Genomic DNA, 15,730 nt, shown 5'->3' with positions numbered 1-15,730 from the left:
ATGAAAAAGCCGCGCGTATTGCTCCACCTTGCCGCCCTTGCCATGGGGCTCTGCCTGCTGGCCGGGTGCGCGGCACAGCCTGCCGCACCCGCACAGGCAACGATCCCCCATATCGAAACCAGCCCCCAGCCCACCGTGGCCCCCAGCCCAACCCCCACCCAGACCCCAGCCCAACAGCAAGATTTACAGCAGGTGTACGGCAGCTGCGGGCTGCTGGCATGGCCCAGCGTGCTGTACAGCATTTATCTGCAGGACGACGCCAACCCCTGGACCGAGGAAGCCCTGGCCCAGACGCGGCAGAACCTTGCCGTGGCGGTGGACTGGATCACCCAGCAGGCGCAGACCTATAACGCCCAGCCGAAAATCTATTACGATACCGGCGAAAACAATCTGAGCACCTTTGCCGCTTACAAAGCCGGTCTGACGGAAGATACCACCACCGGCACAGCGTTCTATGACGATGTGGATACCCTGACCGCACAGGTGGATGTGGAATTCATCCAGCAGCAATACGGCACGGCAAGCATTGGCTACCTGATCTTTCTGCCGGTGGAGGGGGCTTCCTACTCCATTCTGCATTATCTGGAGGATGGCGGTAATTACCTGAATGAATTCAGCTGTCTTTATCTCTATGATTCCTATGCGGGGGAGAAAACCTACAACAGCCCCACCGTGTATGCCCACGAGATCCTGCATCTGTTTGGTGCGGCAGACCTTTACGTCGGCAGCCGGGATACGTTTGTGACCCAGCCGCTGGCGCAGTATGTGCTGAACACCTGGCCGGATGCTATTATGTATTACACCTACAACAGCGATAACGGCATCAGCTATGACCATATCGAAAAAACGCTCTGCCCGCTGACGGCCTACCGCCTGGGGCTGGTGGACAGCTTCCCCGGAAGCGAGCAGTTCCCGGCGGCAACGCAGGACCCGCCCGGTGTGTTCAGCAACGGCGCAGGCCAGAACTGGACCGCAAGCGATGAAGCAACCTGAACAGGGGAGGGGAAGGCATGTATGGGGATGAATGGCCGCTGCGGGTAACAGGGATTGCCAGCGCGGCGGAATCCGAATGGCGCATTGGCCAGCAAACGCCGGAGCGCACCTGTGAGGGCTGGCTGCTGGTATATGTAAAAAGCGGTATGGTGGAAGAGCTGTGCGATACCCACCGGGTGCTGCTGCGCGCCGGGCAGATTTTGTTCCACCAGCCCGCAGAGCTGTTTGCCATGCGCGCAGTGGGCGAAGTTCCGCCGGAGGTGTTCCGCGTGGAATTTACCGCGGACGGCAGTGCGATGGATTCTTTCCGCAGCTGCCATATGCGGCTTGGCAACGCCGAAAAAAGCTGTCTGCGCCAGCTGGCAGAAACGGTGCGTGAGGTGTTCCAGCCGGTGCAGGATGCCTGCCAGATGCCCGCCCGCCGCGCGGAAATCCCGTTTGGCGGCAAAGAGCTGCTAACCATCTATCTGGCACAGCTGCTGTACCTGTTGGCCCGCCGCAGGCAACGCACCCGCAAACAAAGCCCCCGTGCCCGCGCCGAGCAGGAGCAGGCAGCCCTTGTGGAAAGCGTGCGCCTGTACTTTGCGCAGAACATTGAAAAGCCGCTGGCGCTGGACCATGTGTGCGATGCCAATGGCTGCTCCCGCGTGGCATTGCAGCAGGCGTTCCGCGCCCGCACCCGCATGGGGCCGATGGAGTATTTCTCCTGCATGAAAGCCGAACAGGCAGCGCTGCTGCTGACCCAGGGGTACGGCCCCGGCGAAACGGCCCGTATGCTGGGGTATGGCTCCCTGGCGTGGTTCAGCAGGCGGTTCCACGCCCTGACCGGCCAAACGCCCGGCGCTTACCGCCGCGCCCCGCACCCGCTGCATTTGTGCGAACGGTAAAGGCAACAACAAAGTTACATATCAAACATGGAAACATCTATTTCCATATTGTGATAAAGACGTTAGAATAAAATCAACAAGGGAACGAAGCAAACCCTGCGGATGCCCTGTTGAAGATACAAAATCCCGGCAACAACTTTCCATATTGTGTAAAGGAGCGATCAGTATGTCTATTTTGGTCAGCGGCGGCGCCGGTTACATCGGCAGCCATACCTGTGTGGAGCTTCTCAATGCGGGTTACGATATTGTGGTGGCAGATAACTATTACAACTCCTGCCCCGAAGCCCTGAAGCGTGTGCGCGAGATCACCGGTAAGGATTTCAAGTTTGTGGAAGCAGACATGACCGACCATGCGGCAGTTGAAAAGGTCTTTGCGGAAAATCCCGGCATTGACTGTGTGATCCAGTTTGCCGCCTACAAGGCCGTGGGCGAAAGCGTTTCCAAGCCCATCGAGTATTACTCCAACAACCTGAACTGCACCCTGAACATCCTGGATGTTATGCGCCGTTACGATTGCCATAACATCATCTTCTCCTCCTCCGCAACGGTTTACGGCGACCCCGCCAGCGTGCCCATCCGCGAGGATTTCCCTGTTGGTGCAACCACCAACCCGTATGGCACTACCAAGGTGTTTACCGAGCGCATCCTGACCGACTGCTGCAAGGCAGACCCGGAGCTGAACGTTGCTCTGCTGCGTTACTTCAACCCCATCGGTGCACATCCTTCCGGAAAGATCGGCGAGGACCCGAACGGCATCCCCAACAACCTGGTGCCCTACATCGCCAAAGTTGCCGTTGGCAAGCTGGAAAAAGTGCATGTGTACGGCAATGATTACCCTACCCCCGATGGCACCGGCGTGCGCGACTACATCCACGTTGTGGACCTGGCCCGCGGCCATGTGGCAGCCATCAAAAAGCTGGAAGAAAAGCCCGGCCTGTTCATCTGCAACCTGGGCACCGGCCACGGCTACAGTGTGCTGGATGTGATTCATGCATTCAGCAAGGCCTGCGGCAAGGAGCTGCCCTATGTTATTGACCCGCGCCGCCCCGGCGATATTGCCGAGTGCTGGTGCGATCCCAGCAAGGCCAAGCGTGAGCTGGGCTGGGAAGCTGAGTACGGCATTGACGAAATGTGCCGCGACAGCTGGAACTGGCAGAGCCACAACCCCGATGGGTATAAGACCGCTGAATAAGTTCACGGTTCAAAGAAAGCAATAAAACGAGAGCAATAAAACAGGGCGACCGGGAAAACTTCCCGGCCGCCCTGTTGGTGTATCAGGTAGCGTTTGTATGGGTTTAATGCGTTAGAAAAAAGCGTTTGACCCTGTGGAGCCCGTGGGAGCGCACATTGTACGCCCGGCTACGTAAGGCGGGATGCCCTCATCCCGACATGTGCGCATATTACGGCCCGCCATGCAGGACGATGCGAGCGTCGTTTCCTACACATGGTTTGCAGGTTCGCAGCCCAATATTTGCGTTTCTTCCCTGTGCGATGAGGGCATCGCGCCCTAGGGTGTATCTCAAGCATCCGGTTCCTTTTTCTCCTGCCCCGTTCCCTGAATCTTTGCGTTCAGCCCGGCACCCAAAAACAGCACATTGATGTTCACATTCAGCCAAAGCGTAATCAGCACGATTGCAGCCAAAGAACCGTAAATGTACGATAACTTCCAGAAATGCCCGATGTAAAACGAGAATATTTTGGAAAACAGCGTCCACACCGCTACCACAGCGGCGGCCCCCGGCAGCTGATCCCGTATGCGGCGTTTGCCGCCGGGCACATAGGTGTAGATCAGTGTTACCGTCAGCAGCGAAAGTGCCAACGAAAGCACAGCACTGATGCTGAGCAGGCTGTGCAGCCGCTGCAGCAGCCCGCCCACCAGGGTATGCAGCGGCAGCAGCCCGGCCAGCCCGCGCAGGATTGGGCTCAGGCTTTGCACCACTATGGCAACCAACATCAGGCCCTCAAACAAAAAGGTATACAGCACAGCCCACAAACGGTCAAACATTGTTTTGCGGGCACCGGGGGTCAGCTTTTGCAGCCCCTTTTGCACCGCGGCCATCCCACCGGAAGCGGAAATCACCGTGGTGATGGCGGCAAAGGAAGCCATGAAGGAGGTGGACTGATTATTCAGGTTGGCAATCACATCCACCGCCATTGACTGGATGGCCGGGATATCCGGCAAAAGCTGGGCAACCAGCGCGGCAATGTCCGAAACCGAATAAAACGGCAGCATGTTGATGATGACCAGCACCCACATCAGCAGCGGCAGCGATGCCGTAAGCAGCAGCAAGGTGGCGTGTCCGGCGTATACGGCCATATCCAGCGCCAGATACTGCCGCAGCAGGTCCAGCAGTGCAGGCAGCAGGGGTGAGGCTTGTTTTTTCATGGCGTTCTCCTGAATCTCCCACGCTCAGGGGCAAAATAAAAAACATTACAACCATTATACAGGCCCGCTCCCGCGCCTGACAATGGGCAGTTGGGGGAAAATGTGCCGCAGGGCAAAGCTTTTCGGCTTTGTGCTGCTAACTGGCCGAACAGCCGCCGGGTGTGCTATAATAAACCATGAATAAAAACCGCCGCCCCGGCGGAAAGGAGAACTCAATGAAAGATTCCATCAAAGCTCTGCGCGAGCTGGAGAAAAGACTGTATGCCTACCAGTACGCAATGGCCGTTGCCGATTATGACAGTGAGACGGTAGCCCCGCCGGAAAGCAGTGCGGGCCGCGCCGAAGCCATGGAGGTGCTGAGCCGCGCCTACTTTGACCAGCTGGTCAGCGCTGACACCGCCGCCCTGCTGCAGCGCGCTGCCGCTGATGCCGAAACCGAACAGGAAAAGGCAGAAGTGCGGGAGTTGCAGCGCAGCTATGACGAGATTGGCAAGATCCCGGCAGAAGAGTACGCCGCGTTCACCAAGCTGACGCAGGAAAGCATGCCCGCATGGGGCAAGGCAAAGCGCGGCAATGACTTTGCCAGTTTTGCCCCGTATCTGGAAAAAATTGTGGAATCCCTGCGCGCGCAGGCCCACTATTTTGCCCCTGACCGCGACCCGTATGAAGTCTGGCTGGACCGCTATGAACACGGCCTGACCATTGCCCAGTGCGATACTTTCTTTGCCGCCCTGCGCGAGACCATTGTGCCGCTGCTGGCTGCCATAAAAGAGCGCGGCAGCGCCATCCGCACCGACTTTTTGTATCAGAATTGGCCCATTGAGCAGCAGCGCAAGCTTTCCAAAAAGATCATGGAAGTGTGGGGGCTGGACCCGGACCACTGCGTATTGGGCGAAACGGAACACCCCTTTACCTCCGGCTTCTGGCACGGCGATGTGCGCATTACCACCCATTATATGCCGCAGGATATGTTCTCCAACCTGTACAGCGTGGCGCACGAGGGCGGCCATGCCCTGTATGAGCTGAACGTTGACCCTAAGTATGATTATACCACCCTGGCGGGCGGCGCAACCACCGGCCTGCACGAAAGCCAGAGCCGCCTGTTTGAAAACTATGTGGGCCGCAGCCGCGCGTTCATCCACTATTTGTATCCCACTTTGCTGGAGCTGTTCCCCCAGCAGCTGAACGGCGTGACCGAGGAAGAGATCTACCGCGCCGTCAACCGCGCCGAGCCGAGCCTGATCCGCACCGAGGCGGACGAGCTGACCTACTCTTTGCACATTATGGTGCGGTATGAGCTGGAAAAGGCCCTGATGCAGGGCAACCTGACCGTGGCCGACCTGCCCGCCGCCTGGAACGCCAAGTATAAGGAATACCTTGGCGTGGATGTGCCGGACGATACCCACGGCTGTTTGCAGGATATCCACTGGGCAATGGGCGATATGGGCTACTTCCCCAGCTATGCGCTGGGCAGTGCTTACAGCGCACAGGCGGTGGATGACCTGCGCAAAACCATGGACCTGGACGCCCAGTGGGCCGAAGGCAACATGCAGCCGCTGAAAGACGCTCTGCGCAGCCGCGTGTGGCAGCATGGCCGCGCCAAGGAACCGCAGTGGCTGGTGCAAAGCCTGTGCGGCGGCGCATTTGATGCCGCCCACTACACCAACTACCTGAAAAACAAATATACCGAGCTGTACGGCCTGTAAGCACAGCCGGTAAAAATCAAAGCGGGCGCGCCGTCTACTGTAGGACGGTGCGCCCGCTTTGCGATATAAGTTGGAAAGAAGAGGTGCGATTTATTTTACGGTGTCATCCGGCTTAGTGGGTTCTGTTGGCTGCGCCTGCACAGCGGCAGCCTTTGCAGCGAGCTTGGCCTGCTTTTTCTCCGCCCGGCGGGCCTTGCGGCGCTTGAGGGCGGGCCGTGCCACCAGCAGGATGGCAAGCACGATCAGTACCACCGGCCACAGGTAAACTACCACCAGGATAAGATCTTCGGCCCCATCCACAAAGCCGCGCCAGCCGCTGGTAACGGCTTCCACAAACTTTTCGCCAAAGGTGGTGGCGGTGGGGGTCAGAACCCGCACTTCCTGCAGGGAAATATCCACGGTGGAATAGCGCACCTGGTTATCCATCAGCCGCATCTGGCCGGTGTAGCTTTCCAGCTGATACTGCACATCCGAAAGCTGGCTTTCAATTTCCAGCAGGTCGGCGGTGGTTTCAGCTTTGTCGGCCAGGGCGTTCAGCCGGTCACGCTGGTCGTTCAGGGCTTTCAGGCGGGCTTCCACATCTACATACTCAGCGGTAATGTCCTGCGCGCTCTCGTTCAGCGAGGTCACGTTCCCGGCTTCCCCGGCGGCGGTCAAAAAGCTGCGGTAGTTTTCGGCGGGGATGCGCGCGGTGTAATAAGTATAGCGGCTGCCGGAATCCTTGCTGCCGCCCTGGTCAGTGCTTTCCAGGTAGCCGTTCGCGGCGGTTACGGCCTCCTGCAAGGCGGCGCGGGTGGTATCATAGTCGGTGGTTTCCATCCGCACGCTGGCGTTATACACGATCTTGCGGCTGCTTTCCACCGTGGAAGGATCCAGCATCGAGCTGGTCAGATCGTCTGAAGAAAAACTGCTGCCTTCCCCGGGTGCGGCGCTTTCGGCGCTGTAATATTCATAGTCTCCGGCATCCTGGCTGCTTAAGGCGGCGGTATCGTTAGAAACAGCGGCGGAGTAGGTGCTGCGGCTGGTGGAACCGCAGGCAGCAAGGCTGAGCGCCAGCGCGGCGGCTGCGGCAAGGCTGGCAAAGCGGGATAGTGTTGTATGTTTCATAGGGCACGCTCCTTATTGTGTTGTGTGGTAAGGGGTAAGCCAAAAGCAATATCTGCTTCCTTTACCAGTATAACACGGAAGTGGCACCGGAATGTTACAGCTTGATGTCAAAAAAAGCGGGGTGCGCCGCAAAACCGGCACACCCCACAAAAATAATTCTAATTATTCAGCTTTTTGACCAAGAGCCTTGATGTCGTCATTGTCCGCAAAGGCAACAGCGTTGTAACCAGCGGCTTCCAATGTGCCGAACTGCTTGCCCAGCTTTTTGGCCTGGGGCAGAACCGTCACATCATAGGCTGCGCGCAGGGCATCGGCCTTGGCCAGCACGGCGGCGAAATCGGCATCCTTCAGATACAGCAGGGCCAGTTTCTGCTTGGCACCGGGGATCTGGTAATCCTGCTCCAGCAGAATGCCGCAGACGCGCTCGAACCCGATGGAGAAGCCAACGGCGGGCACCTGCTGGCCAATGAACTTGCCAACCATATTGTCATAGCGGCCGCCGCCTGCAACAGCGCCGCTGAACTGCGGGCAGGTCACTTCAAACACCATGCCAGTATAGTATCCCTGGCCGCGCACCAGGCTGGGGGCATAGGCAATGCCGTAACGGCCGTTGGCAATCTTTTCGGCGGTGGCGATGACATAGCGCAGGTCGGCGGTCAGGGTTTCGTCCCCAACGCGGGCGGTCACGGCGTCCAGGCTGAAATCCCCGGCGCGCAGGAACTCATCCAGCGCTTCCACAGCGGCGGCGTCAAACTCTTTTTCCAGCAGCTCTTTCTTTACGCCGTCTGCACCAATCTTGTCCAGCTTGTCAAAGCTGATGCAGACGGAATCCAGCTGGTCAGCGGCAAAGCCCATCTTTTCCAGCATGGCGCGCAGGATGCGGCGGTCGTTGATGTTGACAGTGAAATCCTTGAAACCGATGCGCAGCAGAGCGCGAGTGGTCACATCGATCAGCTCCACCTCGGCATTGGGGGAAGAATCGCCCAGAATGTCGATATCACACTGCACAAACTCGCGCAGGCGGCCCTTCTGCGGGCGCTCGGCACGGTAAACGCGGTCGGTCTGGATCACCTTGAAGGGATTGGGCAGCTCGTTGCGGTTGGCAGCGTAGTAACGGGAAAGCGGCAGGGTCAGGTCATAGCGCAGGCCCATATCGGAAAGCTGCTTTTCATCGCCGGAGCGCAGGGCAGCGGCCAGCTTTTCGCCGCGCTTGAGAACCTTGAAGATCAGGTTCAGGTTGTCGCCGCCATCGGATTTGTCCAGGTTTTCCATATCCTCCAGGATGGGGGTGGAAATGCGCTGGAACCCGGCGGCACGGTAAGTATCCAAAATTTGGCCCTGAATGTAATCACGCAATGCCTGCTCGCGCGGCAAAAGGTCGCGCATGCCCTTCAACGGCTGTGTTTTCATGATTGTTCCTCCCTATTATCTGCGCGGGCAGCGGCCCGCGGAAAGATCAAAAGATATACCTCTTTATCATATCTGTCCCGGCGTTTTTTGTCAACAAAAACGGGGCATACTGAAGCTGTATCAAACTGTGTGGAACTGGAAGGACAAGGAGGAAGAACACCATGCCAAAACAAAACGGCAACCCCAAAATTCTGGCCGCCGGTGCCGCCGTGCAGCTGCTGACCGGCATTCCGGCGGCGTGGGGCGTGTTCCAAAAGCCGGTCATGGCGCAGTACGGCTTTTCCCGCGGGCAGGCCATGCTCAGCTTTGCTATTCTGGTGGCAGGGTATGGCATCGGCTGCGCCATCGGCGGTTTTGTGCAGGATCAGCACGGCCCGCGCTATGCGGCCCTGTGGGGTACTGCGCTGCTGGGCGGCGGCAGCATGGGGGCAGCGCTGGTGCCGCAGGGCAATGCGGCGTTGTTCTTTTTGGTGTACAGCATCCCGGCGGGGGTAGGCAGCGCCTTTTTGGCCCCGGCGGTGCTGGCCTGCGCCCAAAAGTGGTATGCCAGCCGCAAAGGGCTGGCAACGGGGGTCAGCGGTGCGGCTATGGGGCTTTCCGGTGCGTTTTTAACCGTTTTTGTGGGTTTTGTGGAAAACCGCTGGGGGATGCGTGTCTGTTTTGCCGCGCTCGGTGTGGTGGTGCTGGCAGTGTGCGGGGCATCCGCCGCCGTGCTGCAAAATCCACCCCAGCCCGCCGGCCAGCCAAACGCAAAAGCGGCAAACGACCTGCCGCCCCACCAGATGGTGCGTACCACGCAGTACCGCCTGTGTGTTGCGGGGGTGGCGCTGGCAGCCCCGCCCATGCTGCTGTTCAGCCCGGAGATTCTGACCATTGCAGCGGACCGCGGCCTGCCGGAGCAGTGGGCGCCCTTGTGCGTGGCAGTGGGCAGTGCGGCCAGCGCAGCAGGGCGGTTGCTTTGCCCCGCTGCCAGTGACCACTGGGGCCGCAAACCAGTTTTGTACGGGGTGTATGCGGCCCTGGCGGCGGGCAGCATCGGGTTTGCCTTTGCGCAGGGGTGGTGGGTGCTGGCGGCTTACTGTGTGCTGACCTGCTTTTACTCCGGCGGCGCGGCGGTGCAGCCCGCCTTAAATACGGACCTGTTCGGCCTTGCCCATGCGGGGGTCAACTATGGCTTGATCGCCCTTGGCATGAGCGCCGGCAGCCTGCTGAGTTATGCGGGCAGTCAGCTGCTGGACCTGCCTGCCCGGCATATGCTGGCGGTAGCCAGCGCCGTGGCGGGCGGGATATGTTTCCTATTTGTAAAACCTGTAGCAACGGTTGAAAAGCAGCAGGGGAACGGGTAAAATAATACAATACAGTTACCCGCACGCCGCAAAGCCTGCGGGAAAAAGACCCGGAGGTAATTTGAACCATGCGTTCTGACCAACAGCAAGCGATCGACCGCTTGGCGGGCACCTCGGCAACCGCTTTTTTGTGCGCGGTGCTGTGCGTGTACCCGCTGTACATTGATAAATTTTCTAACCTTGGTGTGACCAAGTTCACCGGCTGTTTTACCCTGTTTCTCTTGTTCCTGCTCTGGCTGGTGGCCTGTACGGCCATTGGGGCCCGTGCGCCCCGCCCGCGCAACGCCAACGCCGGACGGGATGTAACCCGGTGGGGTGTGCTGGCCTTTGCAGGCACTAGCCTGATTTCCACCTTTACATCGCTTTCGCCCACGGCGTCCACCTGGGGGCTGGGGGGCTATTACGGCGGGCTGATGCTGGTGCTGTTTACCGCCGCCGGGTACTGGGCTGTGCGCAGCTACCTGGACCTTGAAAACCTGGATTTTGTTTTCTGGGTGCTGGGCATTACCACAAGCATTGTGGCAGTTTTGTATGTGCTCAACATCTTTAACATTGACCTTATCGGCGCGTATGCAGACACCGCCGTGGTGGAGCGCGCACAGTTTTTCTCAACCCTGGGGCAGAAGGACTTTAACGGCTGCTTTTTCTCGGTAGCGCTGCCCATTGTGTTTTACCAGTTCCTGAACGCCAAAGATACCAGAACCGCTGTCTGGACCGGCATTCCGGCAGCGTTTGGCGCATTGGCGCTGGCCGTTGTGGATTCAGAGGCGCTTGCCCTGGGCATCGGCGCGGCGGTGATGGTGCTGGTCTGCCATAAAAACTTTACCACCCGCCACCTGCGCCGTGCGGCGCTCATCAGTGCGGCGTTCTTCGGCTGGGCTGCCTGGATGCATTACATGCGTGCCAGCGTTTACACCCAGGGCGGCACCGCCCTGCTGGCCAAACTGGGTGCGTGGCAGGTGGCACTGCCCTGCATGGCGGCAAGCCTGCTGCTGTGGCTGGTGCTGTTTGTGCTGGCCCGCAAAGGCATTGCAGCGCAGGCCCCACTGTACCTGCCGGGGCGAGTCATCACCATTGCTGTGCTGGCGGTGGGGGCGTTGGCCTTTGTGCTGGCCAATGCAATGCCAAACCGGCCCCTGCCGGAAAGCCTGCATAACCTGCTGGTGTTCAACGATGACTGGGGTACCTACCGCGGCGTGGCCTGGCGCGCTGCGTTTGGCACCTGGGCGGACGGCAGCCTGCTGCGCAAGATTGTGGGCATTGGCCCCGGCATGATGCATACCGCCGTGGCCGCCTGGGCAGGCGACGCCATGACAGCCCGCATGGCGACGTTCTATGCCGCGCATAACGAATATCTGGAACAGCTGCTGACGACCGGCATTCTTGGCTTGACCGCCTGGCTGCTGCTGGTGGCGGCCCACCTGCAGCGCGGGGAACGGAGCTGGAACACTCCCGGCGTGGCCCCAGTCATGCTGGCGCTGTGCAGCTATCTGGCACAGGCGGTGGTATCCATCCGGGTATCCATGGTGTTTCCGCTGGTTATGCTGCTGTTCGGTGCGCTGGCGGCCCTGACGGCCCCGGAGCTGCCGCAGCCCGCCGCCCCCGCGCTCCGCGGCAAAAAGCAGCAAAAGCCGGAACCGCTGCCGCCTAAGAACGCCTGGTATTTTGCCAAAACCGTGCTGGCTGCTGTGTTGTGCATGGCAGCGGCAAGCGGCATTGCGCCGCTGCTGTTCGGCTTTCTGATGGGATAAAGCAAAGGAGGGGGGGCACTGTGGCTGTGCTGCGCTCCTGCACCCCGCTTTCGTTTCCAATCCGCCGATTGGAATAGATTTTAGAATTCTTTTGACTGGTGAAAACGCCGCCCCGCAGGCAAAACGGGGCGGCGTTTTGCTGAATATGCAGAAAATGGCAAGAAAAATTTATCAAAAACAGACGGTTAGAAAAGACTAACATCTTGAAAAAAGGCCACTACCCTCGTATAATAAAATTAGCTGTGAAAAGCTTGACAATGGACGGCCGGAACGCACAGCCCCCGCGCAGGCTTGCTGATGTTTGTGCGGTGCAAATGGCACCGGCTTCCGACAATAATGCAAAGGAGAGAATATTATGATCGAATACTCCGCACAGGTCAACAATATGTGCCCGATCACGAAGGGTCCGAAGCATGGTCCCGCTCCCATCCCTGAAGAGGGCGAATGGGTCAAGGCCTATAAAATTGAGGACATCAGCGGCTATACCCACGGTGTGGGCTGGTGCGCACCCCAGCAGGGTACCTGCAAGCTGAGCCTGAACATCAAGAACGGCATCATTGAGGAAGCTTTGGTTGAAACCATCGGCTGCTCCGGCATGACCCATTCTGCTGCTATGGCTGGCGAGATCCTGCCCGGCAAGACCATCCTGGAAGCACTGAACACCGACCTCGTCTGCGACGCTATCAACGTTGCAATGCGTGAGCTGTTCCTGCAGATCGTTTACGGCCGCAGCCAGACCGCTTTCTCTGAGAACGGCCTGCCTGTCGGCGCTGGTCTGGATGACCTGGGCAAGGGCCTGCGTTCCATGACCGGTACCATCTTCTCCACCAAGGCCAAGGGCGTTCGCTACCTGGAGCTGACCGAGGGCTACATCCTCAAGACCGCTCTGGATAAAGACAACCAGGTCATCGGCTATCAGTTCGTCCGTCTGGGCAAAATGCTGGAAGCAATCCGCCATGGCATGGACCCGAAGGAAGCTTACGAGAAGAACATCGGCACTTACGGCCGCTTCTCTGCTGAGCAGGGCGCTGTCAAGTACATCGACCCGCGTGAAGAATAAGAGAGGGAGGAACATAGATTATGGCAACTTTTGAATCCCAGAATCGCCGTATGCCCAAGATCGAGGCCTGCCTGAAGGCCAACGGTCTGGAGAGCCTCGACGCCTGCAACGAGATGCTGCTGGCCAAGGGCATCGACTGCGATAAGATCATCCGCGGCATCCAGCCCATCTGCTTCGATAACGCCGTCTGGGCTTACACCCTGGGCACTGCCATTGCTGTCAAGCGCGGCCTGAAGAGCGCTGCTGACTGCGCTGCTGCCATCGGCGAAGGCCTGGAAGCTTTCACCATCCCCGGCTCTGTTGCTGAACAGCGTAAGGTTGGCCTGGGCCACGGCAACCTGGGTGCCATGCTGCTGCATGAGGACACCCATTGCTTCGCTTTCCTGGCTGGCCACGAATCCTTTGCTGCTGCTGAAGGCGCAATCGGCATTGCCCGTACCGCCAACAAGGTCCGCAAGGAACCCCTGCGTGTTATCCTGAACGGCCTGGGCAAGGATGCTGCCCAGATCATCAGCCGTATCAACGGTTTCACCTATGTTAAGACCGATTACGACTTCAAGACCGGCGAACTGAAGGTTGTTGAGACCATCCCGTACTCTGACGGCGAGCGCGCTGCTGTTAAGTGCTACGGCGCTAACGACGTTCTGGAAGGCGTTGCTATCATGAAGGCTGAGGGTGTTGAAGTTTCCATCACCGGTAACTCCACCAACCCGACCCGTTTCCAGCACCTGGTTGCAGGCACCTACAAGAAGTGGGCCCTGGAAAACGGCAAGAAGTACTTCTCCGTTGCTTCCGGCGGCGGCACGGGCCGTACCCTGCACCCGGATAACGTGGCAGCTGGCCCGGCTTCTTACGGCCTGACCGACTCCATGGGCCGTATGCACGGCGATGCCCAGTTTGCTGGTTCCTCCTCTGTGCCCGCTCACGTTGAGATGATGGGCCTGATCGGTGCCGGCAACAACCCGATGGTTGGCATGACCGTTGCCTGCGCTGTTGCAGCTTCCCAGGTAAACGCCTGAGTCAACAGCAATAACTTAATTAGCGATTGAAAAAGCGCCCGATGCAGATTTTCTGTATCGGGCGCTTTTGTTGAATTAGAAATTAGGAATGAGAAGTAGGAATTGGAGATGGGGCGGCGGGATTCTTAAGGAATAAAGAATAAATAATAAAGAATAATTGTGGTGGACCGCGGCGCAGAAGCGCCGCTCAGAAAATTTTAGGTTTGATGGTACTTGAAAATGTACGGCAAACGCAACGCCTAAAACAAACGCAAAACGATGCCCGGAAAGCGCACAACCCCAAATTACAGCTCAATCTCCTGCAGACGCAGCAACGCCAGAATATAAATCTTCAACGCTTCAATCAGCTTTTCAAACGGGGTGCCCTCGTTGGCACCGTGCATGGGACCAGCGAATTCCGGAAGCTCAATGTCGGTATGCTCCGGGCCAAAGCTGACGGCATACGGGAAGTGACGCGCATAGGTACCGCCGCCCATGGTAAAGGGCTTTTTGTTTTCGCCGGTCACATCGTTGTAGGTGGTGATCAGCGTTTGGATGGCCGGGCTGTCCGCTGCAATGTAGAACGGCACGCGGGAAGATACATCCTCCAGCGTGGCAGCGGTGCCACACACCTGGGTCATCATTTCGGTCAGGTGCTCCGCGGTGGTGGAAGTCGGGTAGCGGCAGTCAAAGCTCTGGCGCAGGCGGCCATCCTTCATCTCGATGGTGCCGCCAATGATGGTCAGCGGGTCAAACACATCGTCGCTGGCGGCAATGCCCAAGGCGCTGCCGTCCGTGGTGGCGTGTAGGGTGTGCAGCACCTGCAGATAAGCGGTCTCGGCCGGGGGGCAGACCTTGCTTTCCAGCAGGCAGGTAACGATCAGCCCAATGGCGTTTACGGTGCCTTGCGGCATGGCGGCGTGGCCGCTTTTGCCCCAGCCGCGGATGATGGTGGTGCCGTTCTCACCAGCTTCAAAGGTCACGCCCTCGGTCTGTTTCAGGGCGCTTTCCGGCAGGCGGACGGTGCAGGCTGCGCGGTCGGGCACAGCGTTGTGGGCAACGCCGCCCACAAAATCAACGATTACACCGTTTTCCAGCACGGGGCTGACCAGCTCGCCGCCAAAACCGCCTTTTTCGCCGTTGCATACCGGGAACTCGGCGTCCGGGGTAAAGCAGAAAGCGGGCTGCTCAAAGTGGGCGGCAAAATAGTCTACGTCGTGCATGTTGGTTTCCTCGTTGGCACCCAGCAGGGCTCGCACGGGGTACTTGAGGGTAACGCCGTTGTCTTTCAGGTATTTCAGGGCATACAGGCACAAAATGCTGGGGCCTTTGTCGTCGGCCACACCGCGGCCCAGCAGCCAGCCATCCCGCACGCGCACGGTGTAGGGGTCGGCATCCCAGCCGTTGCCCTCGGGCACAACGTCGGTGTGGGTGATGGTAGCCAGATACTTCTGGCCGTCTGCAATGGGGCCGGTCTGCGCCCAGCCGATGTAACCTTCGGCGTTGTGCGTGTCCAGGCCAAGCTCTGCGGCAATTTCCAGGGCTTTGTCCAGCGCAGCCTTGGGGCCTTTGCCAAACGGTGCGCCCGGCTCCGGCGTGCCCTCAACGCTCGGCACAGCCACAAGGCGGGTAATATCACGTAGAATGTTATCACGGTTATTTTCTGCAAATGCGTCAATCGACGCCCAGCGGGAATCTAGCATGGGGTTATCCTCCTGATTCAGCTGCCAGTACGGCAGACAAGTTTGTATACAGCTATTATAACACGAACAGGCCAAACTGCAAGCAGCAGGCTGGCCGGGGACAAAATGGCAGTTATTTGTCCTTTGATTTGCCAAACACAAGGCAGAGCCCAGCGATGCCAACGCACAGTCCGACAAATGCAAATGGAATATCTGACATGCTGGCAAAAATCGTATCATTCAGTCCATCCTGCGCGCAGCTGAGCAGAATGCCGAACAATAGCAATGCGATACCTTTGATTTTGTCTTCCATTGGGAACCTCCTAAGGCAACACCGCACAATTCCCGCCTTACGGCTTAAGCACCGCTCCGGCGGCTGCGGCACGGCATCTGCGTTGCCAAAA

At 58.6% G+C, this 15,730-nt stretch carries 13 protein-coding genes; 8 read left to right on the top strand and 5 right to left on the bottom strand.

What is annotated here, in order from left to right:
* The 3 genes from C4885_RS09350 to galE all read left to right on the top strand — a co-directional run bounded on the left by C4885_RS09350 (position 1) and on the right by galE (position 3,072).
* Entirely contained in the window at positions 1-993 is a 993-nt protein-coding gene (locus C4885_RS09350; protein WP_114000074.1) for a hypothetical protein, read from the top strand.
* A 17-nt stretch (positions 994-1,010) separates the two neighbouring features.
* Positions 1,011-1,880 carry an AraC family transcriptional regulator gene (locus C4885_RS09345; RefSeq protein ID WP_114000073.1) on the top strand — a complete coding sequence of 290 codons (870 nt, stop codon included), beginning with the start codon at positions 1,011-1,013 and terminating at the stop codon, positions 1,878-1,880.
* Between the two features lie 166 nt (positions 1,881-2,046).
* Complete coding sequence (galE, locus tag C4885_RS09340) at positions 2,047-3,072, top strand: UDP-glucose 4-epimerase GalE (RefSeq protein ID WP_114000072.1); 1,026 nt, start codon at positions 2,047-2,049, stop codon at positions 3,070-3,072.
* 327 nt (positions 3,073-3,399) lie between these two features.
* Here the strand turns inward: galE and C4885_RS09335 are convergent, their stop codons facing one another.
* Entirely contained in the window at positions 3,400-4,266 is an 867-nt protein-coding gene (locus tag C4885_RS09335) for a YihY/virulence factor BrkB family protein (RefSeq protein WP_114000071.1), read from the bottom strand.
* Between the two features lie 215 nt (positions 4,267-4,481).
* On the opposite strand from C4885_RS09335, the gene C4885_RS09330 reads away from it, so the two are divergent.
* On the top strand, positions 4,482-5,972 hold the full coding sequence (locus tag C4885_RS09330) for a carboxypeptidase M32 (protein ID WP_158538857.1): 1,491 nt from the start codon (positions 4,482-4,484) through the stop codon (positions 5,970-5,972).
* 90 nt (positions 5,973-6,062) lie between these two features.
* Here C4885_RS09330 and C4885_RS09325 read toward each other — a convergent pair whose 3' ends face one another.
* Both C4885_RS09325 and hisS read right to left on the bottom strand, forming a co-directional pair.
* Positions 6,063-7,079: a DUF4349 domain-containing protein gene (locus C4885_RS09325; RefSeq protein ID WP_114000069.1), complete on the bottom strand. Its 1,017-nt coding sequence runs from the start codon at positions 7,077-7,079 to the stop codon at positions 6,063-6,065.
* 162 nt (positions 7,080-7,241) lie between these two features.
* A complete protein-coding gene (gene hisS, locus C4885_RS09320) occupies positions 7,242-8,489 on the bottom strand; it encodes a histidine--tRNA ligase (protein WP_114000068.1) in 1,248 nt (415 codons plus the stop codon).
* A gap of 161 nt (positions 8,490-8,650) precedes the next feature.
* Here hisS and C4885_RS09315 point away from each other — a divergent pair, with 161 nt between their 5' ends.
* From C4885_RS09315 to C4885_RS09300, 4 genes are all read left to right on the top strand, one after another.
* On the top strand, positions 8,651-9,835 hold the full coding sequence (locus C4885_RS09315; RefSeq protein ID WP_114000067.1) for an MFS transporter: 1,185 nt from the start codon (positions 8,651-8,653) through the stop codon (positions 9,833-9,835).
* A 68-nt stretch (positions 9,836-9,903) separates the two neighbouring features.
* Entirely contained in the window at positions 9,904-11,586 is a 1,683-nt protein-coding gene (locus tag C4885_RS09310; RefSeq protein ID WP_114000066.1) for an O-antigen ligase, read from the top strand.
* A 358-nt stretch (positions 11,587-11,944) separates the two neighbouring features.
* Positions 11,945-12,646: an iron-sulfur cluster assembly scaffold protein gene (locus C4885_RS09305; RefSeq protein ID WP_114000086.1), complete on the top strand. Its 702-nt coding sequence runs from the start codon at positions 11,945-11,947 to the stop codon at positions 12,644-12,646.
* Positions 12,647-12,666: 20 nt separating this feature from the next.
* On the top strand, positions 12,667-13,665 hold the full coding sequence (locus C4885_RS09300; RefSeq protein ID WP_114000065.1) for a GGGtGRT protein: 999 nt from the start codon (positions 12,667-12,669) through the stop codon (positions 13,663-13,665).
* Between the two features lie 284 nt (positions 13,666-13,949).
* Here C4885_RS09300 and C4885_RS09295 read toward each other — a convergent pair whose 3' ends face one another.
* Both C4885_RS09295 and C4885_RS09290 read right to left on the bottom strand, forming a co-directional pair.
* Complete coding sequence (locus tag C4885_RS09295) at positions 13,950-15,347, bottom strand: Sapep family Mn(2+)-dependent dipeptidase (protein ID WP_114000064.1); 1,398 nt, start codon at positions 15,345-15,347, stop codon at positions 13,950-13,952.
* A 112-nt stretch (positions 15,348-15,459) separates the two neighbouring features.
* Entirely contained in the window at positions 15,460-15,639 is a 180-nt protein-coding gene (locus C4885_RS09290) for a hypothetical protein (RefSeq protein WP_114000063.1), read from the bottom strand.
* Positions 15,640-15,730: the final 91 nt, after the last annotated feature.

The organism is Subdoligranulum sp. APC924/74 (assembly GCF_003324125.1).
In the GTDB taxonomy this organism is placed as follows: domain Bacteria; phylum Bacillota; class Clostridia; order Oscillospirales; family Ruminococcaceae; genus Gemmiger; species Gemmiger qucibialis.
This window is presented reverse-complemented; position numbering and strand designations above follow the sequence as displayed.

What these genes read in the sequence shown, in the direction of transcription:
- C4885_RS09335 (WP_114000071.1), bottom strand. Translation starts at nt 4,266, where the DNA reads ATGAAAAAACAAGCCTCACCCCTGCTGCCTGCACTGCTGGACCTGCTG.
- C4885_RS09325 (WP_114000069.1), bottom strand. Translation starts at nt 7,079, where the DNA reads ATGAAACATACAACACTATCCCGCTTTGCCAGCCTTGCCGCAGCCGCC.
- C4885_RS09350 (WP_114000074.1), top strand. Translation starts at nt 1, where the DNA reads ATGAAAAAGCCGCGCGTATTGCTCCACCTTGCCGCCCTTGCCATGGGG.
- C4885_RS09315 (WP_114000067.1), top strand. Translation starts at nt 8,651, where the DNA reads ATGCCAAAACAAAACGGCAACCCCAAAATTCTGGCCGCCGGTGCCGCC.
- C4885_RS09345 (WP_114000073.1), top strand. Translation starts at nt 1,011, where the DNA reads ATGTATGGGGATGAATGGCCGCTGCGGGTAACAGGGATTGCCAGCGCG.
- C4885_RS09330 (WP_158538857.1), top strand. Translation starts at nt 4,482, where the DNA reads ATGAAAGATTCCATCAAAGCTCTGCGCGAGCTGGAGAAAAGACTGTAT.
- hisS (WP_114000068.1), bottom strand. Translation starts at nt 8,489, where the DNA reads ATGAAAACACAGCCGTTGAAGGGCATGCGCGACCTTTTGCCGCGCGAG.
- C4885_RS09300 (WP_114000065.1), top strand. Translation starts at nt 12,667, where the DNA reads ATGGCAACTTTTGAATCCCAGAATCGCCGTATGCCCAAGATCGAGGCC.
- C4885_RS09290 (WP_114000063.1), bottom strand. Translation starts at nt 15,639, where the DNA reads ATGGAAGACAAAATCAAAGGTATCGCATTGCTATTGTTCGGCATTCTG.
- C4885_RS09310 (WP_114000066.1), top strand. Translation starts at nt 9,904, where the DNA reads ATGCGTTCTGACCAACAGCAAGCGATCGACCGCTTGGCGGGCACCTCG.
- C4885_RS09295 (WP_114000064.1), bottom strand. Translation starts at nt 15,347, where the DNA reads ATGCTAGATTCCCGCTGGGCGTCGATTGACGCATTTGCAGAAAATAAC.
- galE (WP_114000072.1), top strand. Translation starts at nt 2,047, where the DNA reads ATGTCTATTTTGGTCAGCGGCGGCGCCGGTTACATCGGCAGCCATACC.